Origin of the sequence: Hoeflea sp. CAU 1731, from assembly GCF_039888615.1 — a bacterium.
Taxonomy (GTDB): Bacteria; Pseudomonadota; Alphaproteobacteria; order Rhizobiales; family Rhizobiaceae; genus Flavimaribacter.
In genome coordinates, this window is record NZ_JBDQQS010000007.1 from 121476 (window position 1) to 143762 (window position 22287).

Consider the following 22287-nt stretch of genomic DNA (forward strand, 5'->3'; position numbering starts at 1 on the left):
ATTGGACGGTTCGCCATGCGTCGACGCGCGCTCATTTTCGCACCCCTGCTTTTCATGCTGGCGGCATGCACCACATACGAATACAGCTTCGACGACATCACGGCGCCGTCGCCGATGCGCTATGGCGACAGGGACCCGCAGAATTTCGGCAAGAACCATCCGGCCCGCCATGAGGTGCATGGCATCGACGTGTCCAAATGGCAGGCGGACATCGACTGGCGCAAGCTGCGCAAATCCGGCATCGACTTCGCCTATATCAAGGCGACGGAAGGCGGCGACCTGAAGGACGACCGTTTCGACGAGTACTGGCGCAAGTCCAGGCAGGCCGGCATTCCGCGCGGCGCATATCATTTCTACTATTTCTGCACGACGCCGGAAAAGCAGGCTGCATGGTTCATTCGCAACACGCCGAAGGAACGCGGCGCCCTGCCGCCGGTGCTCGACATCGAATGGAACCACGCCTCGCCCACATGCAAGAAACGCCCAGACCCCGCCACAGTGCGCAGGAACATGAAAATCTTCATGGACCGCGTCGAGGCGCATTACGGCCGCAAACCGATGGTCTACACGACGGTGGATTTCCATCGTGAAAACCTGGTGGGTCACTTCTCCGATTACACCTTCTGGGTCCGTTCCGTCGCCGATCATCCCGACAACATCTATGCCCAGCGCGACTGGCATTTCTGGCAATACACGGGAACCGGCATCGTGCCCGGCATCCAGGGCGACACCGACATCAACGTCTTTGCAGGCGACCGCAAGGACTGGCTCAAGTGGGTTTCCGCTTCCGCGCTCTGAGCGCGGCCACAATCCTACGACAAACAGACCGCCACCCTTTCGGAGGAATTCATGATTCGCCTGAACAGACTCGCCGCAGCAACCGCCCTGATCTTCGCCTGCCAGTTCGCGACAGGCATCGCTCAGGCGCAGACCTGCGGGGGCGATCTCGGCTCCTTCCTCGCGGGCGTCAAGCAGGAAGCGGTTGCAAAAGGCGTGCCGCCGCGCGTCGCAGACCAGGCGCTCGCCAACGCGCGCATCGACAAGACGGTGCTGAGCCGCGACCGGGCCCAGGGCGTCTTCAAGCAGACATTCCTGGAATTCTCCAAGCGCTCCGTCAGCGGCTACCGCATGCAGCACGGCAAGGCGAATATGGGCAAATACGCCAACGTTTTTGCGCAGGCCCAGCGGGAATATGGCATACCGCCGGAAGTCATCACCGCCTTCTGGGCGCTGGAGACAGATTTCGGCGCGGTCCAGGGCGATTTCAACACCATGAACGCCCTGGTGACGCTCGCCCATGACTGCCGCCGGCCGGAACTCTTTCGTCCGCAACTGATCGCCGCGATCGAGATGGTCCAGCACGGAGATCTCGATCCGGCCAGGACGACGGGCGCCTGGGCCGGCGAGATAGGCCAGGTGCAGTTGCTGCCGGAAGACATAATCCGCTACGGCCGCGACGGCGACGGCGACGGGCACGTCAATCTGAAGACAAGCGCGCCAGACGCCATCCTCACGGCGGCGGCTTTCATCCACCATCTCGGATGGCGACCGAACGAACCATGGATGCAGGAAGTCACGGTTCCGTCCAATCTCGACTGGTCAAAAGCGGGAATCGACCAGACCCTGCCCGTCAGCCAGTGGCAGGCCATGGGAATAAAGGCCCGGAACGGCGCTTTTCCGTCGGGCTCGCTACCGGCCTCCCTGCTTATGCCGCAGGGCCGCAAGGGACCGGCGTTTCTGGTCTATCCGAATTTTGCGATCTATCTGGAATGGAACCAGTCCCTCATCTACACCACGACGGCCGCGTATCTTGCGACCCGTCTCGGCGGCGCCCAGCGTTATGACGCCGGCAATCCGGACCCCGGCCTGAGCGACGCCCAGATGAAGCAGCTGCAGACCATTCTCCAGTCGCGCGGCTACGATGTCGGCAAGATCGACGGCATTCTCGGCAGCGGAACGCGCAACGCCGTCCAGCAGGAACAGCTTCGGCTTGGAATGCCGGCCGACGCCTGGCCGACGCCGGAACTCCTGTCACGGCTGCAATAATCGGTCAGTCGACCTTTTCCCCGGTCTTGTCCGGTTCCACGGCGGCGTTCTTTCCGGGTTCGGCGTCCTTCGCCGCGGCCTGCTCCATACGCGCCGCGCGGCGGTGGTAAGCGGCAAGCCGCACAGCGCGGTAACGCAGCCGCGTATGGAATATCGCCACATCGACCACCATGCGGCCACGCTGCATCTCCTCGATCTCGCGCGCATAGGCCTCGCGAAGCGCAACGCGATAGGACGTGATGTGCGACGCAGCAACGTTCTCTATGCGATGCATGAGCCCCGCCCAGACAGGCGAAACCAGCAGCGATATGGCGGTCACGGCGATCGCCAGCCGATAGGTGTCGTCGTGCAGAATATGCGCGCTCATCCCGGCCGCCGCCAGCACGAAGGAGAATTCGCCGATCTGCGCCATGGACAGGCCGGCGACCAGCGCCGTGCGGGGATCAGACCCCGTCATGCGCAGGAGAGCGATATTCAGCACCGACTTCGCGGCGATCACGACCAGGCAGGCCAGCAGCACAATCAGTAGATTGTCCCAGATGAACCACAGATCGATCAGCAGTCCGATCGACAGGAAGAATATGACGAGAAGCACGCTCTGTATCGGTTCGATGACCGGTATGACGCGGCTTCTGAGCGTCGAGTTGCCGATCAGGATTCCCGCCAGGAAAGCGCCGTATACGGGCGATAATCCCGCAAGACTCGAAAGCGAAGCGGCGGTGAAGCAAATCGCCAGCGCCCCGACCGCGACGATTTCCACATTGCGCTCGATCTTCTCGGTATAGGGCACGCGCAGTTTCCCGCGCGAACCGAGCCACCACAAAAGGCCGCCGAGGAGCCCCACCGAGATCACGATCTTCAGTGTGACGACCGTATAGTTGACGGACTCGCCCCCAAAACTCGACGCGAAGACCAGCATCGGCACCACGGCGAGGTCCTGGGCGATGAGCACGGCGATCGCCACCCGGCCTTCTTCGCCGCGCAGCACGCCCATCTCGTCCAGCATCTTCATCGCCACAACGGTGCTGGAAAGCGCGATGATGAAGCCGAGGATGATGCCTTCTGCAATCGACGAACCGATCGCGTAACCGATCAGCAGCCCGACCGAAACCGCCGCCGCGATTTGTCCGCCGCACACAAGAACCGCCTGTTTGAGCGTGAGTACAAACGCCTTGAGCGACAACTCGATACCGATGAAGAACAACAGCACCAGAACGCCCATTTCCGCCAGCACGTTGACGTAGGTGGAGCTGGGGATGACCCCGAAACCTGTCGGCCCCAAAGCCATGCCTGCAAGTATGAAGCCGACGAGCGGCGGCTGACGCAGTATGATCAGGCCCAGTCCCAGGAGGCCCGCGATCGCAGCGACAAAGGCGATATTGCTGAGTGCGGCGCCCTGTGCTGCATGTTCGGCGGCGGCTGCATGATCCATCTTGCGGGTTTCGGCTCCTTTCGCAGATGCACACTTGCAAGTCTTGCACGCCGTTTTGCGCACGACAAGTGATCTCGTGTCTTAGGATCATGATTTCGTTGCTTTAATTGTGGCCTTTAAAACAGCAACGCCTGATATGAAGAGCAAGAAGCGGATTGTTTCAATTACAGGTCTGATTAAGGTCAAACGCTGCAAAGCAAGAGAGACTCATGCAAAATCGATTGACGCTTTCCACCTGGCTGATGCTTGTCACCCTCGGGCTGATCTGGGGCGCCTCGTTCTTTTTTGCGCGGATCGCCGTTGTCTGGATACCGCCGCTCACCCTGGTTTTCCTGCGCGTGGTTCTGGCGGCGATCGCGCTTCATCTGTACCTGCAAGGGCGAAACGGGCTTTATCGGATACTTGCAGCGCGTTGGCGCTCCTTTCTTGTTCTCGGCGCAATCAACAACGTCATCCCGTTTTCGCTGATCTTCATGGGCCAGACACAAATCGGCGCAGGCCTGGCGGCGACTCTCAACGCAACCACCCCGCTCTGGACCCTTGTCATCGCAAATGTCCTCACCGAAGACGAAAAGATGACGACGACAAAGATATTGGGATGCGTCCTTGGCCTTGTCGGCATGCTGGTTCTGACAGGCCCGTCGGCGCTCTCCGGTTTCGACGCCCATATCTGGGCCCAACTCGCCATTGTCGGCGCCGCCGTCAGCTACGGATTTGCAGCGACATTCGCCAAATCGTTTCGCGGCGTGGCGCCCACAGTCATCGCCACCGGACAGCTGAGCGCGTCATCCATCATCATGATTCCGCTGATCTGCGCCATAGACCAGCCATGGACGCTCGCCTTTCCGCCCATCGAGGTTGTCAGCGCCATTGTCCTCCTGGCGGTGCTGTCGACATCGGTCGCCTACATTCTGTATTTCCGCATTATCGCAGACGCCGGTGCCACCAACGGATCGCTGGTCACGCTGCTCGTCCCGCCCAGCGCCATCCTGCTGGGCGTCCTGTTTCTCGGGGAAACGCTCACGACCCACGCCGCGCTCGGCCTCGCCCTGATTGCGGCCGGACTACTCGTCATTGATGGAAGGTTGTTCCGCAAGCGGAGATTTCACGCATGATTTCAGTGCGTTACAGAATCATCATTCCTCGGCGGATGTAAAAGAATGTCACAGAATCGCCACAAGTGCGATTCGCACCTGCAAAAAATGCGTGAATCTGTCCCCATATTCCACATTTTTCTGGCGCCACAGGAACGCGATTGATTTCATGGCGTTAGCACCACTTAAGGAGGCGGTTATTCCCGCTAATATCGCATTGCAGCAACTATTTTTCTTTTCAACGCCTCGCATTCCATCATAGCATTCGACTGTAAACCTCAAGGAGGTCAGCTATGGGACTAACGCGATCTGTGAATGTCCTGATGATCGGTGCAGCGTTCTTGTTCATCTTGGTCATGCTGTTTCTCTAAAAAGAACACATGGGCGGCATGAGTCCGAAACCAGGACTCCACAGTTTCAGAAGGTAAAACGGGGGTGGCGCAAGCCACCCCCGTGCTCATTTCCGGGATATTAATAAAATCAGCTACGCGGCGGCGTTGCCGGTCACCGGGGTCCCTGTCACCGGAGCGCGCAGCCCCAGAAGATGGCAGATCGCATAGACGAGCTGCGCCCGGTTCATCGTATAGAAATGGAAATCCTGCACGCCGCGCTCAACGAGATCCATGACCTGGTCCGCCGCGACCGTAGCCGACACCAGCGCCCGGGTCTGCGGATCGTTGTCCAGCCCCTCGAAGCGTTTCGCAAGCCAGTCGGGTATCGAGGCGCCGCACCTGCCGGCGAACTCCGCCACCTGACCGAAATTGTGGATCGGCAGAATGCCCGGCACGATCGGAATGTAGATTCCGGCCCGGCGCACCCGCTCGACATACCGCTCATAGCTGTCATTGTCGAAAAAGAACTGGGTGATCGCCCGCGTCGCGCCGTTGTCAACCTTGCGTTTCAGCATGTCGATATCGGTCATGAAATCCGGACTTTCGGGGTGCTTTTCCGGATAGGCCGACACGGATATCTCGAAATCAGCGAAGGCCTTAAGCCCGGCCACCAGTTCGGCGGCGTTTCCGTAGCCGTCGGGGTGCGGACGATAGCGCTTGCCGACGCCGTCGGGTGAATCGCCGCGCAGCGCCACGAAGTGCCGCACGCCGGCGTTCCAGAATTCACGCGCAACCGCGTCGACCTGGTCCCGCGTCGAGTTCACGCAGGTCAGATGAGCCGCCGGCTTCAGCTCGGTTTCCGAAAGCAGGCGACGAACCGTCGCAAGCGTCGGCTGTCGCGTCGAGCCGCCTGCGCCATAGGTAACCGAAACGAAATCCGGGTTGAACGGCGCAAGCCGCATGACGCTTTCCCAAAGCTGGCTTTCCATATCGCCGCTGCGCGGCGGGAAGAATTCGAACGATACGTTCATGGCTTTGCCGAGCAGAGCCGGGGCCGATCTGTGCAATGTGGACATGATCAGGCAGTTCCTTTCGCTTGGGGTGAGAGTGCGGCGTCGTCGGCGATCAGCAGACGCGGATCGCGGGCGAGCCATATTGTTACCGTCAGTTTCTCGCCGCTGTTCTTGCCGGGCGTCAGGCCGACTGTCTTTTCGACCGTCAGCCCCGCGTCCTTCAGCCAGCCCGACATCACATCGGACGCGAAGCCGAGACGAACATGGGCGTGTTCCTTCTGCAGGACGTCGAGTTCGTGCGGCGCGAAATCCACGACGATCATGCGTCCGCCGGGCGCAAGCATGCGCGCGGCCTCGACAATCGCATCTTCCGGATTCTGCAGAAAATGCAGCACCTGATGGATCGTGACGAGGTCGAAGGAATCGCGATCAAGCGGCAGGTTGAGAATATCCGCATGACGCACGGAGGCGTGGGACACGCCTTCCCTGTCGATATGGGCGCGGGCGACAGCCAGCATGTCGCGACTGGCGTCGACGCCGATGCCGCGCCGGTAAAGGCCGGAAAAAAGCTGCAGGATGCGTCCCGTGCCGGTTCCCAGATCAAGCATGGAATCAAAGGGCGTCGAACCGACCAGTTCGACCAGCGCCGCCTCGACCTGCTCGTCGGACACATGCAGGGAGCGCAATTCGTCCCAGCTTGCCGCGTTGCGGCTGAAATATTCCTGCGCGCGCGCCGCGCGGGCGGCCTTAACCGCCTCCAGCCGTTCCCCGTCCCTTTGCAGAAGCGCATCGGCCGGGGAAACGCTTTGAATGACCTGGCGCGCCAATTCGCCGGCAAGCCCCTCGGATGCGAGGCGAAAATACGCCCAGGCGCCTTCCTGGTAGCGCTCCACCAGTCCCGCTTCGCCGAGCAGTTTGAGATGTCTGGAAATGCGCGGCTGCGACTGGCCCAGGATTTCGGTCATGTCGGTCACGGTCAGATCGCCTTCAAGCATCAGCGCAAGCAGGCGCATGCGCGTCGGCTCGCCAGCGGCCTTGAGCACGTCCACAGTCCTGTCCAGGCTGAGTTTTCGACTGTCGAGCATCGTTTCCCGTTTCGGTCGAAGCGCTCGACTGGACCTTCGTCCCAATCTGCAATCAACGCCACGACTTCATTCAATCACATAAACATATCTTTATATGATTTCGATGCGTGTCGCAACAGCAATATTGTGTGGCGCAAACAGAATCCGCGGCGCGGCTCTCGTCAGCCGGTGTAGATCCACTGTTCGGGCAGTTGAGCGTACATCTTTTCGTCAGGCTCAATCACACCCGGCTTCTCGACCCAGCCAAGCAGACCGCGCTTGCGCTTGGCCGCCGGCACGAAACCCAGTGACAGGGTCGTGCGGTCCTTGTCCGGATAGTGATCGGCGATGGCGTTGCCCGATATCCTGCATGGCCCGTTCTGGAAATCGACCTTGAGAGTCACGCCGCCCTCGAAAAACAGAAGCGTCGCCGCCGGCAGCATCGACAGGCTGGCGATCCCGTCGATCGTGATGTTGCCGCCGATCCATTCGGGCGCGATCCGCTCGATCTCCATGATCGCGGCGGTCTCGGCCAGTTCCTCCGGCGACAGGATCGTCAGCTGCCGCTCATTGCGCATCTCGGTGCCGCGCGGATACCAGGGCTCGCGCGATCCGGATTTGCGAAGGATGCCGGCGTGGTGATCGCCTGCGATGCCTTCATAGCTCAGTTCCAGCCGATCCACTGGCTCGGTGGTGAATGTATCGCCAAGCGCGGCGAAAACGCCGGCGACAACACCGCTGATCTTGCGCGAGGGAATGATGTCCATGGTCGGCTCACTTTTTTTGACGGAGTAAAGGCCCCTACCGCGTCAACCGCTTGTAGGTGACCCGTTTCGGATTGACGGAATCCGGTCCGAGGCGGCGGATCTTGTCCTTCTCGTAATCTTCGAAGTTTCCTTCGAACCACTCCACATGGCTGTCGCCTTCGAAGGCCAGGATATGCGTCGCCAGCCGGTCTAGGAACATGCGATCGTGGCTGATGATCACGGCGCAGCCTGCAAAATTTTCCAGTGCGTCCTCGAGCGCGGCCAGCGTTTCGGTGTCCAGATCGTTGGTCGGTTCGTCGAGCAGGATGACGTTGGAGCCCTGCTTCAGAACCTTCGCCATATGCACCCGGTTACGCTGTCCGCCGGAAAGCGTGCCGACTTTCTGCTGCTGGTCGCCGCCTTTGAAATTGAAGTTGGAGCAGTAGGCGCGCGAATTGACCTCGTGCTTGCCGAGCTTGATGATATCGTTGCCGCCGGAGATTTCCTCCCAGACGGTCTTGCTGGCGTCGAGCGCGTCGCGGCTCTGGTCGACATAGCCGAGATCGACGGTCTCGCCGATCGTCACCTCGCCGTCGTCGGGCTTTTCCTGACCGGTGATCATCCGGAACAGCGTCGTCTTGCCGGCGCCGTTCGGGCCGATCACGCCGACGATGCCGCCCGGCGGCAGCTTGAAGCTCAGATCGTCGATCAACAGCCGCTCGCCATAGCCCTTGCTGACATCCTCCACGTCGATCACCTGGTTGCCGAGGCGCTCACCGACAGGAATGATGATCTGCGCATCGCCCGGGCGGCGATCGTCGGCAGCGTCCACCAGTTCGTCATAGGCGCGGATACGCGCCTTGGATTTCGCCTGCCGCGCCTTCGGACTGGATGATATCCAGGCCTGTTCCTGCGCCATGGCCTTTTGGCGGTTGGCCTCCTCGCGGCCTTCCTGCACCAGCCGCTTGGCCTTGGCTTGCAGATAGGCGGAGTAGTTGCCCTCATAGGGAATGCCCCTGCCCCGGTCGAGTTCGAGGATCCAGCCGGTGACGTTGTCGAGGAAGTAGCGATCATGGGTGATCATCAGCACGGCGCCCGGATATTCGCGCAGGTGCTTTTCGAGCCAGGCGATCGTTTCTGCGTCCAGGTGGTTGGTCGGCTCGTCGAGCAGCAGCAGGTCTGGCTGGGAGAGCAGCAGCTTGCACAGCGCGACGCGGCGCTTTTCACCGCCGGACAAATTGTCGACCGCGCTTTCGCCGGGCGGACAGCGCAGCGCGTCCATCGCCATTTCGACCTGGCTGTCGAGATCCCAAAGGTTCTGCGCGTCGATGATGTCCTGGAGCCTGGCGCCCTCGTCCGCCGTCTCGTCGGAATAGTTCATCATCAGTTCGTTGTAGCGGTCGACGATCGCTTTCTTCTCCGCGACGCCTTCCATGACGTTCTCGGCGACCGTCTTCGTTTCGTCGAGCTGCGGCTCCTGCGGCAGATAGCCGACGGTCGCGCCCTCCGCGACCCAGGCTTCGCCCGTATATTCGGTGTCCAGCCCCGCCATGATGCGCAGCACAGTGGACTTTCCCGCGCCGTTCGGACCCAGAATGCCGATCTTGGCGTCGGGATAGAAAGACAGGTGGATGTTTTCAAGAACCTTCTTGGAGCCATAGGCCTTGTTGAGGTCGGCCATATGGTAGATGAACTGGCGTGCCATGGCGCGCGTGTTTCCTCGTGACTGATTGCTCGGAATTTCGGCTGCTTGTAGTGCGAGACGCGGTAAATTGAAAGCATATTGAAATATAAATTCGATGCTGGCGAGACGACGCCGCTGCATGGTCGAAATCCGCTCCCACTTCACTTCACTCTCGCAAAAGCGTGAATTTGTTCGTGGCCATCGTGAGAAAAGGTGAGGAAATGATCATCTAGATTGCGCGTGCCGAAACTGATTTCGGTAGTTTCCAGAGGAGATACTCATGAACGGCAAATCCAGAAAAGCACTCGCAATGATGATCGTTGGCGGCGGACTGACGGCTGCAGTCGCAGCGACCCCGGCCTGGTCTTCCTGCGGCGCATGCGGCGCTTGCGGCGCCTGCGGATCGAAAAAGGAAAAAGTCTGCGGCGCTTGTGGCGCATGTGGTGCTTGCGGCGCGAAAAAAGACTAAATCGGTACTATGCCGGGAGCCGTATCTTTCGGCTCCCAGCAATTTCTGGCATAACCAAAGCGTAGCGGACCCGGACAGATGAACATCACGATACGCGACAAGGCCAGCATCGATTTCGCAAGCCTGCCCAAAGACAGGCTGCTCGCAATGCAAAAAGCGGCCGACGACATGATCGGCGTGCTTCAGGAGGCGGCGCTGCAGGAAAAGCACATCCTCATCGACGTGCTGGGCTCCACCTCCCCCGATCCCTTCACCATGTGGCAGCATTATCCGCCGGGAGACGTGCGCGACAAGAAGAACGGCGCGGTGTGGTTCTATCACGCCCATGCCGAGGACAAGGAAGCGCGGCCCTGGACCGAACACGGTCACTTTCATCTGTTCGTTTACACGGAACATGTCGCTGAGGGCGTCGAACCGATCGCATTGCCGCCCGAGCCCGATTTCGAGAATGGCGGCCTGTGCCATCTCGTCGCGATCTCTTTCGACCACTCCGGAACCCCGATACGCGTCTTCACCACAAATCGATGGGTTGCGGCGGAATGGCAGTACCCGGCCGAAGAAGTCATCCGGCTTCTCGACTATTTCGACCTCGACAACGACGAATACGCCTTGACGACGCGCTGGCTGAAGGCGGCCCTACAACTTTTCCGGCCGCAGATCGAATGGAGCCTGATCGAACGCGACAAGGCGATCGAGGCGATGCGCAGGCAGGATCCGGAAGGCTTTTCGGAAGACACGTCCGTCGAGGCGTTGTCCTCCTTCGAATTCGATCTCGGCTCCCAGATCGACGGCATAGAAAACGCCCTCGCCGCTGGCGAATAAACAGTTGTTTTCGGCAGCGCCTGCGGGCATTGTCCGGCCATGCCTGATTTCGACGAAAAAAGCAGCCTTGAGTCGCCCACGCAAGCAACGCTCAATCTCCTGCATATGAAGCCTGTGCAGGACTGTCGCGCGATCGTGCAGATCAATCACGGCATGGGAGAGCACGCCAGCCGATACGCGCATTTCGCGTCGTTTCTCGCCAAGCGCGGTTTCGCCGTCTACGCCCACGATCATCGCGGCCATGGCGAAACGGTCGCTCCGGGTATATCCGTCGGCATGTTCGGCAAGGGACCGTCTGGCGAAAACTGGAAGCTGGTGATCGCCGATGTTCTTGCTGTCAACGAGCATGCACGGCAGCGTTACGCGGATGTTCCGGTGATCACATTCGGTCATTCGATGGGAGCGGCCATCGCCTTCAATTTCGCCCTGTCTCATCCCGGCCGCCAGGCCGGTCTCGCAGCATGGAACCATGGCTTTGCTGCCGGTCTTCCCGCGCGGACGGCGTTGGCGATCCTCAGCGCAGAACGCATGCTCAAGGGCTCCGACACGCCAAGCCGCATCCTGCAAAAACTTACGATCGACGCCTGGGCCGCAAAGATCAAAGACCGGAAGATCTACGAGGACTGGCTCTCCCACAATGCCGAATCGAACGCCGCCTACGCGGCCGACCCGCTTTGCACGGGTTCTGAGCAGGTCTCCATATCGATGTGGCGGGACGTTATCGCCATGAATCTGCGCGCCGCCGATCCCAAGATGCTCCAGGTCCTGCCGAAAAAACTTCCCGTCTACCTGACCGGAGGCGGACAGGACGCGGGCGTGGAAAACGGCAAGGCGATCGAAGTTGTGGCAAAGCGCATGCAGGCGGCCGGAATGGAAAAGGTCTCCTCCCGCATCTACGAGAATATGCGACACGAAACATTGAACGAAACGGCCGAGCCCGGCGCCCGCCAGGTGATGATCGACTTCGTTTCGTGGGCCGAAGGGATCCCGGAGCTCGCTTGAGCGTTACGCCTTGCGAGTGTTCTTTTCCGGTTCACTTTGCTAACATCCAGTCACGACCACACCTAAAGCGGAGCCGCCCATGCTGGCTGATCTCTTCACCCTCGACAATCTCACGACGTTTCTCATCCTGACCGCGCTGGAGACGGTGCTCGGTTTCGACAATCTGCTCTACATCTCGATCGAGGCGAAGCAGGTGGATCCGGCGCGCCAGTCCTGGGTCAGGAGGGTCGGGATTATCCTGGCGCTCGTGTTCAGGATCATACTGCTCTTCGTCGTGCTTCAGCTTATCAAAGTGCTGCAGGCGCCGCTTTTCGTTCTCGACCATCCATGGATATCCGGAGAAATCAGCGGTCACTCGCTGATCGTGCTCGCCGGCGGCGTCTTCCTCATCTACACGGCGATGAAGGAAATCTACCACATGATCGGCGTCGAGGACCTTGAGCATCACGAGCTGGAGTATACGCGCCGAACAGTGCGCGCGGCCCTGTTCTGGATCGTCGTCATGAATGTGATCTTCTCCTTCGACACGGTGCTTTCGGCCGTGGCGCTGACCGATCATTTCTTCGTCATGACCGCCGCGATCGTGGTTTCCGGCGGGCTCATGGTGCTGATGGCGGATACGGTCGCCAATTTCCTGCAGAAAAACCGCATGTACGAGGTGCTCGGTCTGTTCGTTCTGCTGCTCGTCGGCTTCATGCTGATGTCGGACGGCGGCCATATCGGCCATCTGCACTTCTTCGGATACGCCATCGAGCCGATGGCCAAATCCACCTTCTACTTCGTCCTGTTCACCCTGGTGGCGGTCGAAGTCGTGCAGGGGCGTTATCAGCAACGCATACTGTCGGAGAAGCGGGCCAAGGCCCGCGCCGAAAGGGAGCGTATCGCCTGATTGCTGTCGCGTCGGGGCGCTTGCGCCCCGACCTTTAAGCTCAGTTCCGGATGTGCAATGTCTGCTGGTAAATCGCTGTGGAGCGCGCGCCGGAACGGCAGTAGCCGAGCATCGGGCGGTCCAGTTCGTCGAGCGCGTCGACGAACGCCTGCACCTGCTCAAAACCCACGCCCGTCGACCCGACCGGAACGTGCCGCATCTCCAGGCCAAGCGCTTTCGCCGCCTTCTCGATCTCTGCGAAGTCAGGCTGTCCGGCTGTTTCGCCATCGGGGCGATGACACACGATGGACTTGAATCCGGCGGCCTTGATGGCCTCCAGATCGTCCACGCTGATCTGGCCCGCAACCGAATATTCCTCGTTGATTTGTCGTATGTCCATGATCGACCTCACGCTTTTGCGAAACGAGGGACTTATAAACTGGAATTGCCGCCCGCCGCCAGACCTGTCACAAAATTGAAGAACAAATTTCGTACCCGGACCCGATTGGCGCAACACTGGAGCACGTTTTGTCGGTATCGATACGATCGGCAGTCAAGACTTTCGGCAAGCACGCCGCCGTCAACGACGTCTCGGCGGATATCGCAGACGGAGAATTCTTCGTTATCCTCGGCGCTTCGGGGTGCGGCAAGACAACCCTGCTGCGACTGATCGCCGGACTTGAGACGCTGGATTCCGGCGAAATTCTGATCAACGGCAGACCTGTCGCAGGCCCCGGCCTGCATTTGCCGCCGGAAGAGCGCCGCGTCGGAATGGTTTTCCAGTCCTACGCGCTGTGGCCGCACATGACGGTCGTCGACAATGTCGCCTTTCCGGTCAAGGCCGCCGGCCTTGGCAAACGAAAGGCCCAGGATATCGCCGCGCGTCAGATCAGCGCCGTCTCGCTGACCGGTTTCGAAGGACGCAAACCGTCCGAACTCTCGGGCGGTCAGCGTCAGCGCGTCGCCCTTGCCCGTTGTCTTGCCGGCAATGCAGACACCATACTTATGGACGAACCGCTCGCCAATCTCGATCCGCATCTCAGATCCTCGATGGAGGAAGAGCTGGCCGCCTTCCACAGGATGGCCGGAGCCACCACGCTCTTCATCACCCACGACCAGCGCGAAGGCATGACGCTCGCCGACCGGATCGCCGTAATGGAAAACGGCCGCTTCCTGCAGGTCGGCGCGCCGGACGACATCTACCGGTTCCCGGAAAGCGAAAAGGTCGCTCGGTTCATCGGTCAAAGCGCGATCGTCCCGGCGCTCTACAACGGCAATGGCGCGGCGATGATTGCGGGCAAACCCGTTCGCGTCGAAACCCGCGACAAGACAGGCCGCGCGGCGCGCGCGGTGATCCGCCCTGCAGATGTGACGGTCGACGCGGACGGACTTGACACCCGCATCAAGTCCATCGCCTATCGCGGCGGCGTGTGGGAAGCCCGGTTGACAGTCGACGGCGTCGACGAAGCGCTTCCGCTGGTGCTCGATCACAAGGCAAAGCCCGGCGACACCGTTCCGGTCGCGATCCGGTCGGCCTGGCTTCTGCCGGACTGAATTCGCTTCTCGGCACAAAGTGAGCTGGCTTCTTCCTGGATTGCGCGTCAATCCCGCAATGAAGTAGAATACTCCAATATTTCCATATGTTTACCCTCATGCTGCACTTGATCCGGCATCCAGCGGCCCGCGCGTCTGCGCGGGTGGGTAATGCGATAACCTGCTCAGTCGTTGCGCCAGGGTATCACTCCGGCCGGCAGTCTTCCGGAGACAAGGTTCAGCCCGAGCATCAGGACGATGGTCGCCAGCACCGTGAGGCTCGCCATCGCCGAGGCGAGCGTCGTGTAGCCGCCGTCCTCGTAGTTGAAGATCGTCGTGCCAATGGTCTCGTTGCCGGTCGACCACAGAAGCGCCGACACCGTCACCTCGTTGTAGGCGGTCAGGAACACCAGGATCGCGCCCGACGCCGCGGCCGGCAAAATCAGTGGAAAGAACACCGATCGAATGCGCAGATAAAAGCGTGCGCCGGAGACGCGCGCCGCGTCGTCCAGCGAACGATCAAGCTGGGCGTAGGCCGCGCCGACAGGCTTCAGCGCAATGGCGAAGAATGCGCAGAGATAGGCGATGAGGATGATCCCGCTCGTTCCGTAGAGCGAGCGATCGATCAGCGGCAGCGGCCGGATGAAGGCGAGGATGAAGCCGATCGATATCACCAGTCCGGGAATGGCGTAGGCGATGTCGCCCATACCGGCCACGCCGCCGGCAAGCCATCGGCTTCGTCCGCGTTTGTGCATGTAGTAGCCGATCAGGATGGCGAAGAAGGCAAGCAGCGCGGCCGCGCAGCCGGCGATCAGTGTCGAATTAACAAATGCCCTGACGGTCACGGACTGCCGGAACAGGATCTCGGCAAAATTGTCGAGCGTGAATGTCTCGAATGCCAGCGGCAAACCATAGGTCTTCACCAGCGAAGTGGCGATCAGCGAGGACAGCGGCAGAACAAGCGACACCGCGATCACCGCGGCGAGCAGGATTTCCATCGCCGGTCGCCAGCGTCCGAGCGCGATCTCCAGCGGCCGGCCGCTTTGCCCGACAAGGCCAAGCCGCGTCCGGTTTTGCCAAAGGATCTGCATCGTGACGGCAAAAATCGCCACGATCGCAACGATCACAGCCAGCACCGCAACGTCGCCAAGCACATCAGGCCCGAAGCTCGCCAACCGCCGCCAGATCAGCACCGGCAGGGTCGTGTATCGCGCCGGAATGCCGATCAGCGCGGTGATGCCGAAATTGCCGAGCGCCGAAACGAAAGCGAGCGCGAAGCCGGCCACGAGGGAGGGCAGGAGCAGCGGCAGCAATATCCTGTGGCCCAGCATCAGCGCGCCGGCACCGCTCACGCGCGCTGCATCGAAAAGGTCACGCGGCAGTCCGCGTAGGCCCGCGCGAACGACCAGAAACACGAGCGGCGAATGCTGGACGGCGAGCAGGAAGACCAGCCCCTCGCGCGAATAGATCGGATGCGTGCTGCCGAGTTCCGGCGCAAGGCCCAGCCAGCGCAGAACCGGGCTGGACGGCCCAAGCGCCTGAATCCATGCAATCGCCGTCACATGCGGCGGGATCATCATCGGCAGCAGGATCAAAAAAACGGTCACCGCCTTCCACCGAACATCCGTAAGGCCGACGATCAGCGCCAGCACCGCGCCGATGAACAGCGCCAGAAGCGCGGAAAGAAAGCTGCTTTCGAGCGAATTCCAGAGCGCCCGCAGTACAGAGCGGCTTTGAAGCGCCTCGTAAACCGGCGTCAGCGACCAGCCTGCGTCTCCGGAAAGACCGGTTTTCAATAGCAGATAGAGCGGCAGCCCGAACAGGATCGCCGCTATGAAAACAAGAACGGCGAGGGTTAGCCCCTCGCCGTCCAGCAGTTTTATACTTGTTTGGCCGTCAGCCACCAAACATCTCGGTGAACTTCATCTTGTTCTGCGTATCGTTTTCCAGCGCATCGGCGGGATCGAACGGCAGAAGTTTGATCTGGTCGCGGGCTGGAAAGCCTTCCGGCGGAGCGACGTCCGGATGCGTCGGCAAATAGCCCTGGCTCGACGCCAGTTCCTGGCCTTCCTTCGAGATCAGGAAATCGACGAACGCCTTGGCCGCCGCCGGGTTCCTGGCGGTCGACAGGATCGCCACCGGTTCGGTCACAGCCGATACGCCTTCGGTCGGGAACACGAATTCGACGGGCGCGCCGTCCAGCTTGTTGCGGATCGGCAGGAAATCGACGACGAAACCGTACAGCTTCTCGCCGCCGGCGATCGCCTTGTATGTGCCGCCGTTGCCGCCCTGCGGGTTGGCGCCCTGCTCGGCCAGGCCTTCATAGAAATCCCAGCCAAGCTCCGGATGGGCGGTGATCGCGGCCATGTGGATCGTCGCGGCGCCAGACGTGAGCGGCGAAGGCATGGCCAGCTTGTCCTTGGCTTCGGGTTTGAGGAGATCCTTGTAGGATGTCGGCTTCATCGGCGCGTCGGCGTTGTAGACAATGCCGGTCGTGATCAGCTTGGTGGAGAAATAGGTCTTGTCGTCGTCCATGATCGCCGGGTCGTAGGCAGAGATGTCGGCGTCTGCGTGGGCCATCAGACGACCTTCCTGCTTCAGGCCTTCCATGGTGACCATGTCGGCGATCAGAAGCAGATCCGGCTGCGGCGCGTCGGCTTCGAACTCGGCTCGCAGCTTCGCCATCACCTTCGTTGTGCCGTCGCGAATCCACTCGACATCGACGTCCGAATATTTCGCCTTGAAGGCGTCGACGGTCGCCTGGGCGTCCTGGTTCGGCTGCGATGTGTAGAGCACCAGCTTGCCGGATACATCCTGGGCCATTGCCTGGCCGGCGATCACCGCGGCGGCAACGAGAGACAGTGCAAGTCTTTTCATGGAATCGTCCTCGTGGTTTGTCGGAAAATGATCTGTTCCGCTCTGGTTAAACCGCGAGTATGACGTTCATATTTCAGTGGGTGGCATAACGGCCATTCACTGCGATTGAAGCTTCCCCCATCCGCCGCCATTGGCCGTATGGATCAGGATCGTGTCTCCAGCCTCAAGTTCCACGCCGCTTGCGAATGCATGATCGGTCGTCGTCCCGTCGCGGCGGCGGATCGCAAATCCATTCGTTCCGCCCGCTTCACCGCCATTCAGCCCCCAGACCGGCTGCCTGGTGCGACTGTAGCCGGCGGAAAGCAGCGCCGGGCCCCTTAGCGTGTAGGCGAGCGACAGTCCCTTGCCGCCCTTGTGAAGACCGGAACCCTCGCCGCTATCGTTGAGCGTCTTGTATTCGACATCGAGACCATAGCGCGTCTCCGCGATCTCGACCGGGCAATTGAAGGTCTCGCCGTGACTGCACGAATACATGGCGTCGAGGCCATCACTTTCTGTCGTCGCGCCCCAGCCGCCCATCTGCGGCTCCACCATGGTGAAGCGGCGACCGTGATCCGGGTGCTGTCCGGCGATCACCGTGCCGCAGATCGACGCGAAATGGCCGGCCGGCAACCGGTCCGGCATCGCCCTGGCGATGCATTGCCACAGCATGTCGTAGAGCCGGATCCGGGTTTCGAAATAATAGCCATGCGGCGCAACCCCCGTCGCATGGAAAATCGTGCCGGGCGTCGTCAGCACTTCCAGCATCCGGAACGACCCGGCGTTGGCGAAGAGAGTGGGATCGGATAGCGCCTTGAAGATCATCTGCGCGGAAATCACCGCGCCATCGCGGCTGGTGTTGTAGGGAGCGGCCCGCTGCTCCGGATTGCCGCGCAGATCCACTGTAAACACTTCGCCGGAAACAGTAATCGACGCGCGCCAGATCGCGCCGTCATCCTGTTCTTCCTCGATGTTGTAAGTCCCTTCCGGAAGCGTCGCCAGTCCTGCCCTCGCGCGCCGTTCGCCTTCCTCGAAGAGCATGTCGAGCGCCGCCTCGAACGCCTCCGCGCCATAGGTCGCAACCAGTTCGACAAGCCGCTTTTCGGCGATGCGGGAGGCTGCGACCTGCGCCCAGAGGTCACCCCGCGCAAAATCCGGAAGCCTCGAATTGGCGGATATGATGTCGAAAACGGCGGCGATCGGCTTGCCGCCCTGCATCAGCTTGACGGCGGGCAATCTCAGGCCCTCCTGGAAAATCTCGCTCGCTTCCGTCGACATGGACCCGGCCACCCGGCCGCCAATGTCGTTCCAGTGCGCAATCGAGGCCGTCCAGGCGATCAGTTTTCCGTCCGCGAATACAGGAAGCGCGATGACCACGTCGTTGAGATGCGTCACCCCGCCATAATAGGGATCGTTGGTCACGTACATGTCGCCCGGCAGAATCGTCTCCTTGCCGTGCAGTTCGACGATCCGCCTGACCGCCTTGTCGAGGACGCCGACGAATGTCGGAATGCCCGCGCCGGAACTCACCAGTTCGCCGTCGGCGTCGGTGACGCCGGTCCCGACGTCGAGCACCTCGTAGATGATCGGGCTCATCGCGGTCTTGCGCAGGACCGCGAACATCTCGTCGGCGGCGGCGACGAGGCTCGCCTGGATCACCGACGCGGTGAACTGATCGGTGGTTCCGGCCGTCATGACATCACCCTGCCCGAAATGCGTCGCGCGGAAGCTCCGACAGGATTTCCGGGCCGTCCTCGCGCAGGAAGACGATATCCTCGAGCCGGAGGCCGAAGCGATCCGGCAGGTAGATGCCGGGCTCTATGGAATAGACCATTCCAGGTTCGAGGATCGTCTCGGAAGTCGACGTAACCCATGGCGGCTCGTGAGGTTCGATACCCATGCCGTGGCCGGTTCGATGGACGAAATAGGGGCCGTATCCGGCAGCTGTGATCACGCCTCGCGCCGCTTGATCGACGTCGCGCGCCCGCGCGCCCGGACGCGAGGCGTCGAGAGCGGCCTGCACGGCGGCTTCCACGACTGTGTGCACGTCTTCGTACCCTTCAGGACTTTCGCCCACCACCACCATGCGCGTTATGTCGGAGGAAAAATCACCTTTCTGCGCGCCGATATCGATGACGATGGCGTCGCCCTCGCGGATCACGGTATCGCCTGTATGGTGATGGGGAAACGCCCCGTTTCGGCCGGCGCCGACGATCCGGAACAGCGGCTTTGCGCCATGGTCTTCGAAAACCCTGCCGATGATGTCGGCCGCTTCCAGCTCGCGCATGCCGGGTCGGATGGCGTTGAAAGCCGCCTGCATGGCCTTGTCGGCAATGCCGGCGTTCATCTTCAATTCGGCGGACTCGGCCTCGCTCTTCTTCATCCGCAGCGGACCAACGGTCGTGTCCGTAAAGTGATGTTTGGCGCCTGGCAGCGCGTCGAGCACGGACAGCGCAAAATCCGCGCGCATCGTTTCATCGATGACGACGTTGCGCGCGCCCTTCGCGCCGACATGCGCCAGCGTCTTATCGAGCGCGTCGGCCGGACCGTCCGCGTCATCCCATTCGAAGAACGCAATGTCCGTCGATTCCCGCGAACCCTCGGCATTGAGGGCCGGCATCAGAAAGGCCTCCTTCTCCGGACCAACCATCAGCATGCAGGGTCTTTCGTCCGCGTGCGGATGGAATCCGAGCAGCCAGTGCATGTTGGGTCCCGGTCCGAGCGCCGCCAGATCCACCGAATTCTGCGCCATCGCCGCGCGCAGAGCTTGCATTTTTTCGCTCATCTCATACCTCTTCTTCTAGATTCAATCAGGCCGCTTCGCTTACCGCGGCAGTGGCCTCGACCACGATGCGGCTGCCGAAGGCCTCGCCCTCGTCGAACCCGCCGAAGCGGGCGATTTCCTCTTCAGACGGCGCTTCGCAGGACCATTTCCTGCTTGGTTTCCAGCCGCACTGACGTTTCAGAAGCGCCGCATATTCCGCGCGCTTGAGCACTGCGATCGATGGATCGATCACCGGCACGCCGAGCAGTTTTTCCAGTTCCGAGTAGAACCCGACCTCAAGCGTGCAGCCGAGAATCAACGCCTCTGCATAGTCGTCTTCGACCGCCTTGCGGCCGGCGTCGAGCAGGCATTGCGCGGTGCGGCCATGATCTGTCTGAAAATCGTTGACCCCGAGCTCCACGTGATAGAATCCCGAAAGCCGGGCGCCGTGGCCGTAGTCGCGGACATTTCCCTCCATCTGATCGACCCATTTGCGCCGCCCGACGATGACGCCAAACCGGTTGGCGAGGCTCACGGCGATTTCGCAGGAGGCGAAACAGGGCGCCGTCACCACCATCTCGCCGGAAATCTCGCGCGCGTCGTGCAGCGCCGTATCGTAGAAGCAGCCGATCGCCAGGGCGTCGAACCCTTCACGCGCCGCCGCCCGGACGGCGCGGATGATCCCGCGCGTGACAATCGCCTCGTAGGATCGGTACTCGATATGCGTAAACGCGCCGTCCGTCGCAGGGAGCGACGCGACGTGCACCTCCGTGCCGGGCAGCTTCCGTGCGCGCGCCATGTCGGCGAAGATAGCGTCATCGCCGCTGTGCCCTATCGGGTTGAGATACATGATCTTCACAGGCGCATTGGCCATGTCCATTCCTCCCGTTTTACCTCAGACCTTGACGCCGTAGACCTCGAGAGCCCGTTCGGCGCTGAGAAGCCCGTTCTTCACGTCGCTGCGCACCTTGTCCGGATCGCGCTCCTTCGGATCGCCCAATCCGGCGCCGTTGCCGGTGACGACGCGAATGACGTCGTCGCGGTGCGTGGCGAGACCCGACACGAAGGCGAAGCGTTCAGGCTCTCCCTCCTTCGGCCGGAATTCGACGTAATTGGGCGAGCCGTCTTGGCCGCCCTCGACGCCCCAGGCCGGAAATTTTGACCGTGTGTAGCCGGCGGTGAGAAAGCCGTTGTCGGCGCGCACCCGGTAATCCATCACGATGCCGCGTCCACCGGTGAACTTGCCTTCGCCGCCCGGCTCCATATTCAGACGCAGCTGGTCGACATAGAGCCCGTTGCGAGCCTCGTTGATCTCGGCCGGACAATTATAGGTTTCGCCGTGGAAACCGCAGAAGACGGCGCTGTTGCCGTCGCCCTGTCGGCTCGCGCCCCAGCCGCCGAGCTGCGGTTCGATGATCGTGTATTGCCGCCCGGTGTCCGGATGGATCCCGCCGATGAACGTGCCGCATACGGATGCGAAATGCCCGGCCGCAAGACGATCCGGCATATGCGCGGCGAGACATCGCCACATGATGTCGTAGACCCGAAGCTCGATCTCGTAATAGAAGCCGATCGGCGCCGGCTCCTTCGCATGGAAGACCGACCCTTCGCGCGTCAGCAGATTGATCGGTCGGAACGAACCGCCATTCGCTGGCGAATAGGGATCCGTCAGCGATTTGAAGATCATCTGGGCCGCCACCATCACGCCATCGCGGCTGGTGTTGACCGGATTGTTGGACTGGTCGGGATTGTCGCGCAGATCGACCAGGAATTCGTCCGGCCCGATGGTAATCTTGACGTTGAAGGTCCGGCCGTCGTCCTGCTCTTCCGACAGTTCGAACGTTCCCTGGGGAAGTTCGGCAAGCGCCGCGCGCGACACTTTCTCGCCGAAATCCATGAAGGATTCCATGGCGCGCTCGAAGGTCGCCGTGCCGTATTTGGCCGCGATCTCGCGCAGCCGCTTGTCGCCGACGCGCACGGAGGCGATCGCCGCCCAGACGTCGCCTTCCAGCACATCGGGCATGCGGGAGTTGACCTTGATGATATCCATTACCGGCTTGATCAGCTCGCCTTTCGAGATGACCTTGACCGCGGGAAGCCTAAGTCCTTCCTGGAAGATCTCCGTCGCCTCGCCGGACAGCGATCCGGGCGCCATGCCGCCGACATCGGAATTGTGCGCGATGTTCGCCGTCCAGGCGATGATGCGGCCGTCGGCGAAAATCGGCATCGCCACCACGATGTCGTTGAGATGCGTCACGCCGCCGTAATAGGGGTCGTTCGTCAAGAAGACGTCGCCGGGCTCGACGTCGCCGGGCTTGTCGAACTTGGCGATAATGACCTGCACCGCCTTGTCGAGAACCCCGATGAAGGCCGGAATGCCGGCGCCGGACGAGGCCAGCATGCCCTTGGCGTCCATGATGCCGGTGCCCATGTCGAGCACCTCGTAGATGATCGAGCTCATCGCCGTCTTGCGCATGGCGGCGAACATCTCGTCGGCCGTCGCCTGCAGGGAATTCTGGATGATTTCCAGGGTGATCGGATCGTTCGTCGGTGTGCTCACAA

Annotated in this window: 20 protein-coding genes; 8 read left to right on the top strand and 12 right to left on the bottom strand. The window is 61.2% G+C overall.

Features of this window, described 5'->3' with window-relative positions; translation table 11 throughout:
* Positions 1-15: 15 nt before the first annotated feature.
* Positions 16-798: a glycoside hydrolase family 25 protein gene (locus tag AAFN47_RS13205; RefSeq protein WP_499809703.1), complete on the top strand. Its 783-nt coding sequence runs from the start codon at positions 16-18 to the stop codon at positions 796-798.
* Positions 799-849: 51 nt separating this feature from the next.
* The gene (locus tag AAFN47_RS13210) at positions 850-2046 is read left to right on the top strand and encodes a lytic murein transglycosylase (RefSeq protein ID WP_499809704.1); all 1197 of its coding nucleotides are present in this window, start codon (positions 850-852) and stop codon (positions 2044-2046) included.
* A gap of 4 nt (positions 2047-2050) precedes the next feature.
* Here the strand turns inward: AAFN47_RS13210 and AAFN47_RS13215 are convergent, their stop codons facing one another.
* On the bottom strand, positions 2051-3478 hold the full coding sequence (locus AAFN47_RS13215; RefSeq protein ID WP_499809705.1) for a cation:proton antiporter domain-containing protein: 1428 nt from the start codon (positions 3476-3478) through the stop codon (positions 2051-2053).
* 209 nt (positions 3479-3687) lie between these two features.
* Between AAFN47_RS13215 and AAFN47_RS13220 the strand changes: the two genes are divergently transcribed.
* Entirely contained in the window at positions 3688-4593 is a 906-nt protein-coding gene (locus AAFN47_RS13220; RefSeq protein ID WP_499809706.1) for a DMT family transporter, read from the top strand.
* Positions 4594-5056: 463 nt separating this feature from the next.
* Here AAFN47_RS13220 and metF read toward each other — a convergent pair whose 3' ends face one another.
* The 4 genes from metF to ettA all read right to left on the bottom strand — a co-directional run bounded on the left by metF (position 5057) and on the right by ettA (position 9432).
* Positions 5057-5980 carry a methylenetetrahydrofolate reductase [NAD(P)H] gene (gene metF / locus AAFN47_RS13225; RefSeq protein ID WP_499809707.1) on the bottom strand — a complete coding sequence of 308 codons (924 nt, stop codon included), beginning with the start codon at positions 5978-5980 and terminating at the stop codon, positions 5057-5059.
* A gap of 2 nt (positions 5981-5982) precedes the next feature.
* Positions 5983-7002, bottom strand: coding sequence for an ArsR/SmtB family transcription factor (locus tag AAFN47_RS13230; RefSeq protein ID WP_499809708.1), 1020 nt, complete (start codon positions 7000-7002; stop codon positions 5983-5985).
* Between the two features lie 161 nt (positions 7003-7163).
* Entirely contained in the window at positions 7164-7748 is a 585-nt protein-coding gene (locus tag AAFN47_RS13235; RefSeq protein WP_499809709.1) for an MOSC domain-containing protein, read from the bottom strand.
* Between the two features lie 34 nt (positions 7749-7782).
* On the bottom strand, positions 7783-9432 hold the full coding sequence (gene ettA, locus AAFN47_RS13240; protein WP_499809710.1) for an energy-dependent translational throttle protein EttA: 1650 nt from the start codon (positions 9430-9432) through the stop codon (positions 7783-7785).
* A 259-nt stretch (positions 9433-9691) separates the two neighbouring features.
* Here ettA and AAFN47_RS13245 point away from each other — a divergent pair, with 259 nt between their 5' ends.
* The 4 genes from AAFN47_RS13245 to AAFN47_RS13260 all read left to right on the top strand — a co-directional run bounded on the left by AAFN47_RS13245 (position 9692) and on the right by AAFN47_RS13260 (position 12593).
* Positions 9692-9880: a hypothetical protein gene (locus AAFN47_RS13245; RefSeq protein ID WP_499809711.1), complete on the top strand. Its 189-nt coding sequence runs from the start codon at positions 9692-9694 to the stop codon at positions 9878-9880.
* Between the two features lie 78 nt (positions 9881-9958).
* Positions 9959-10702 (top strand): DUF6969 family protein, encoded by a 744-nt coding sequence (locus AAFN47_RS13250; RefSeq protein ID WP_499809712.1) that lies wholly within the window; start codon positions 9959-9961, stop codon positions 10700-10702.
* Between the two features lie 39 nt (positions 10703-10741).
* A complete protein-coding gene (locus tag AAFN47_RS13255) occupies positions 10742-11704 on the top strand; it encodes an alpha/beta fold hydrolase (protein WP_499809713.1) in 963 nt (320 codons plus the stop codon).
* A gap of 79 nt (positions 11705-11783) precedes the next feature.
* A complete protein-coding gene (locus AAFN47_RS13260; protein ID WP_499809714.1) occupies positions 11784-12593 on the top strand; it encodes a TerC family protein in 810 nt (269 codons plus the stop codon).
* 40 nt (positions 12594-12633) lie between these two features.
* Here AAFN47_RS13260 and AAFN47_RS13265 read toward each other — a convergent pair whose 3' ends face one another.
* Positions 12634-12972, bottom strand: coding sequence for a protein tyrosine phosphatase family protein (locus AAFN47_RS13265; protein WP_499809715.1), 339 nt, complete (start codon positions 12970-12972; stop codon positions 12634-12636).
* A 128-nt stretch (positions 12973-13100) separates the two neighbouring features.
* On the opposite strand from AAFN47_RS13265, the gene AAFN47_RS13270 reads away from it, so the two are divergent.
* The gene (locus AAFN47_RS13270; protein ID WP_499809716.1) at positions 13101-14126 is read left to right on the top strand and encodes an ABC transporter ATP-binding protein; all 1026 of its coding nucleotides are present in this window, start codon (positions 13101-13103) and stop codon (positions 14124-14126) included.
* A gap of 164 nt (positions 14127-14290) precedes the next feature.
* Here AAFN47_RS13270 and AAFN47_RS13275 read toward each other — a convergent pair whose 3' ends face one another.
* The 6 genes from AAFN47_RS13275 to AAFN47_RS13300 all read right to left on the bottom strand — a co-directional run bounded on the left by AAFN47_RS13275 (position 14291) and on the right by AAFN47_RS13300 (position 22285).
* The gene (locus AAFN47_RS13275) at positions 14291-16009 is read right to left on the bottom strand and encodes an ABC transporter permease (protein WP_499809717.1); all 1719 of its coding nucleotides are present in this window, start codon (positions 16007-16009) and stop codon (positions 14291-14293) included.
* Positions 16002-16982 (bottom strand): ABC transporter substrate-binding protein, encoded by a 981-nt coding sequence (locus tag AAFN47_RS13280; protein WP_499809718.1) that lies wholly within the window; start codon positions 16980-16982, stop codon positions 16002-16004. The genes AAFN47_RS13275 and AAFN47_RS13280 overlap by 8 nt, the downstream gene beginning before the upstream one ends.
* Before the next feature lie 96 nt (positions 16983-17078).
* Positions 17079-18656: a hydantoinase B/oxoprolinase family protein gene (locus AAFN47_RS13285; protein WP_499809719.1), complete on the bottom strand. Its 1578-nt coding sequence runs from the start codon at positions 18654-18656 to the stop codon at positions 17079-17081.
* Positions 18657-18660: 4 nt separating this feature from the next.
* Positions 18661-19746, bottom strand: coding sequence for a M24 family metallopeptidase (locus AAFN47_RS13290; RefSeq protein ID WP_499809720.1), 1086 nt, complete (start codon positions 19744-19746; stop codon positions 18661-18663).
* A gap of 25 nt (positions 19747-19771) precedes the next feature.
* Positions 19772-20599, bottom strand: a complete 828-nt coding sequence (locus AAFN47_RS13295; protein WP_499809721.1) for an aspartate/glutamate racemase family protein — start codon at positions 20597-20599, stop codon at positions 19772-19774.
* A 21-nt stretch (positions 20600-20620) separates the two neighbouring features.
* Complete coding sequence (locus AAFN47_RS13300; protein WP_499809722.1) at positions 20621-22285, bottom strand: hydantoinase B/oxoprolinase family protein; 1665 nt, start codon at positions 22283-22285, stop codon at positions 20621-20623.
* Between the last annotated feature and the right edge of the window lie 2 nt (positions 22286-22287).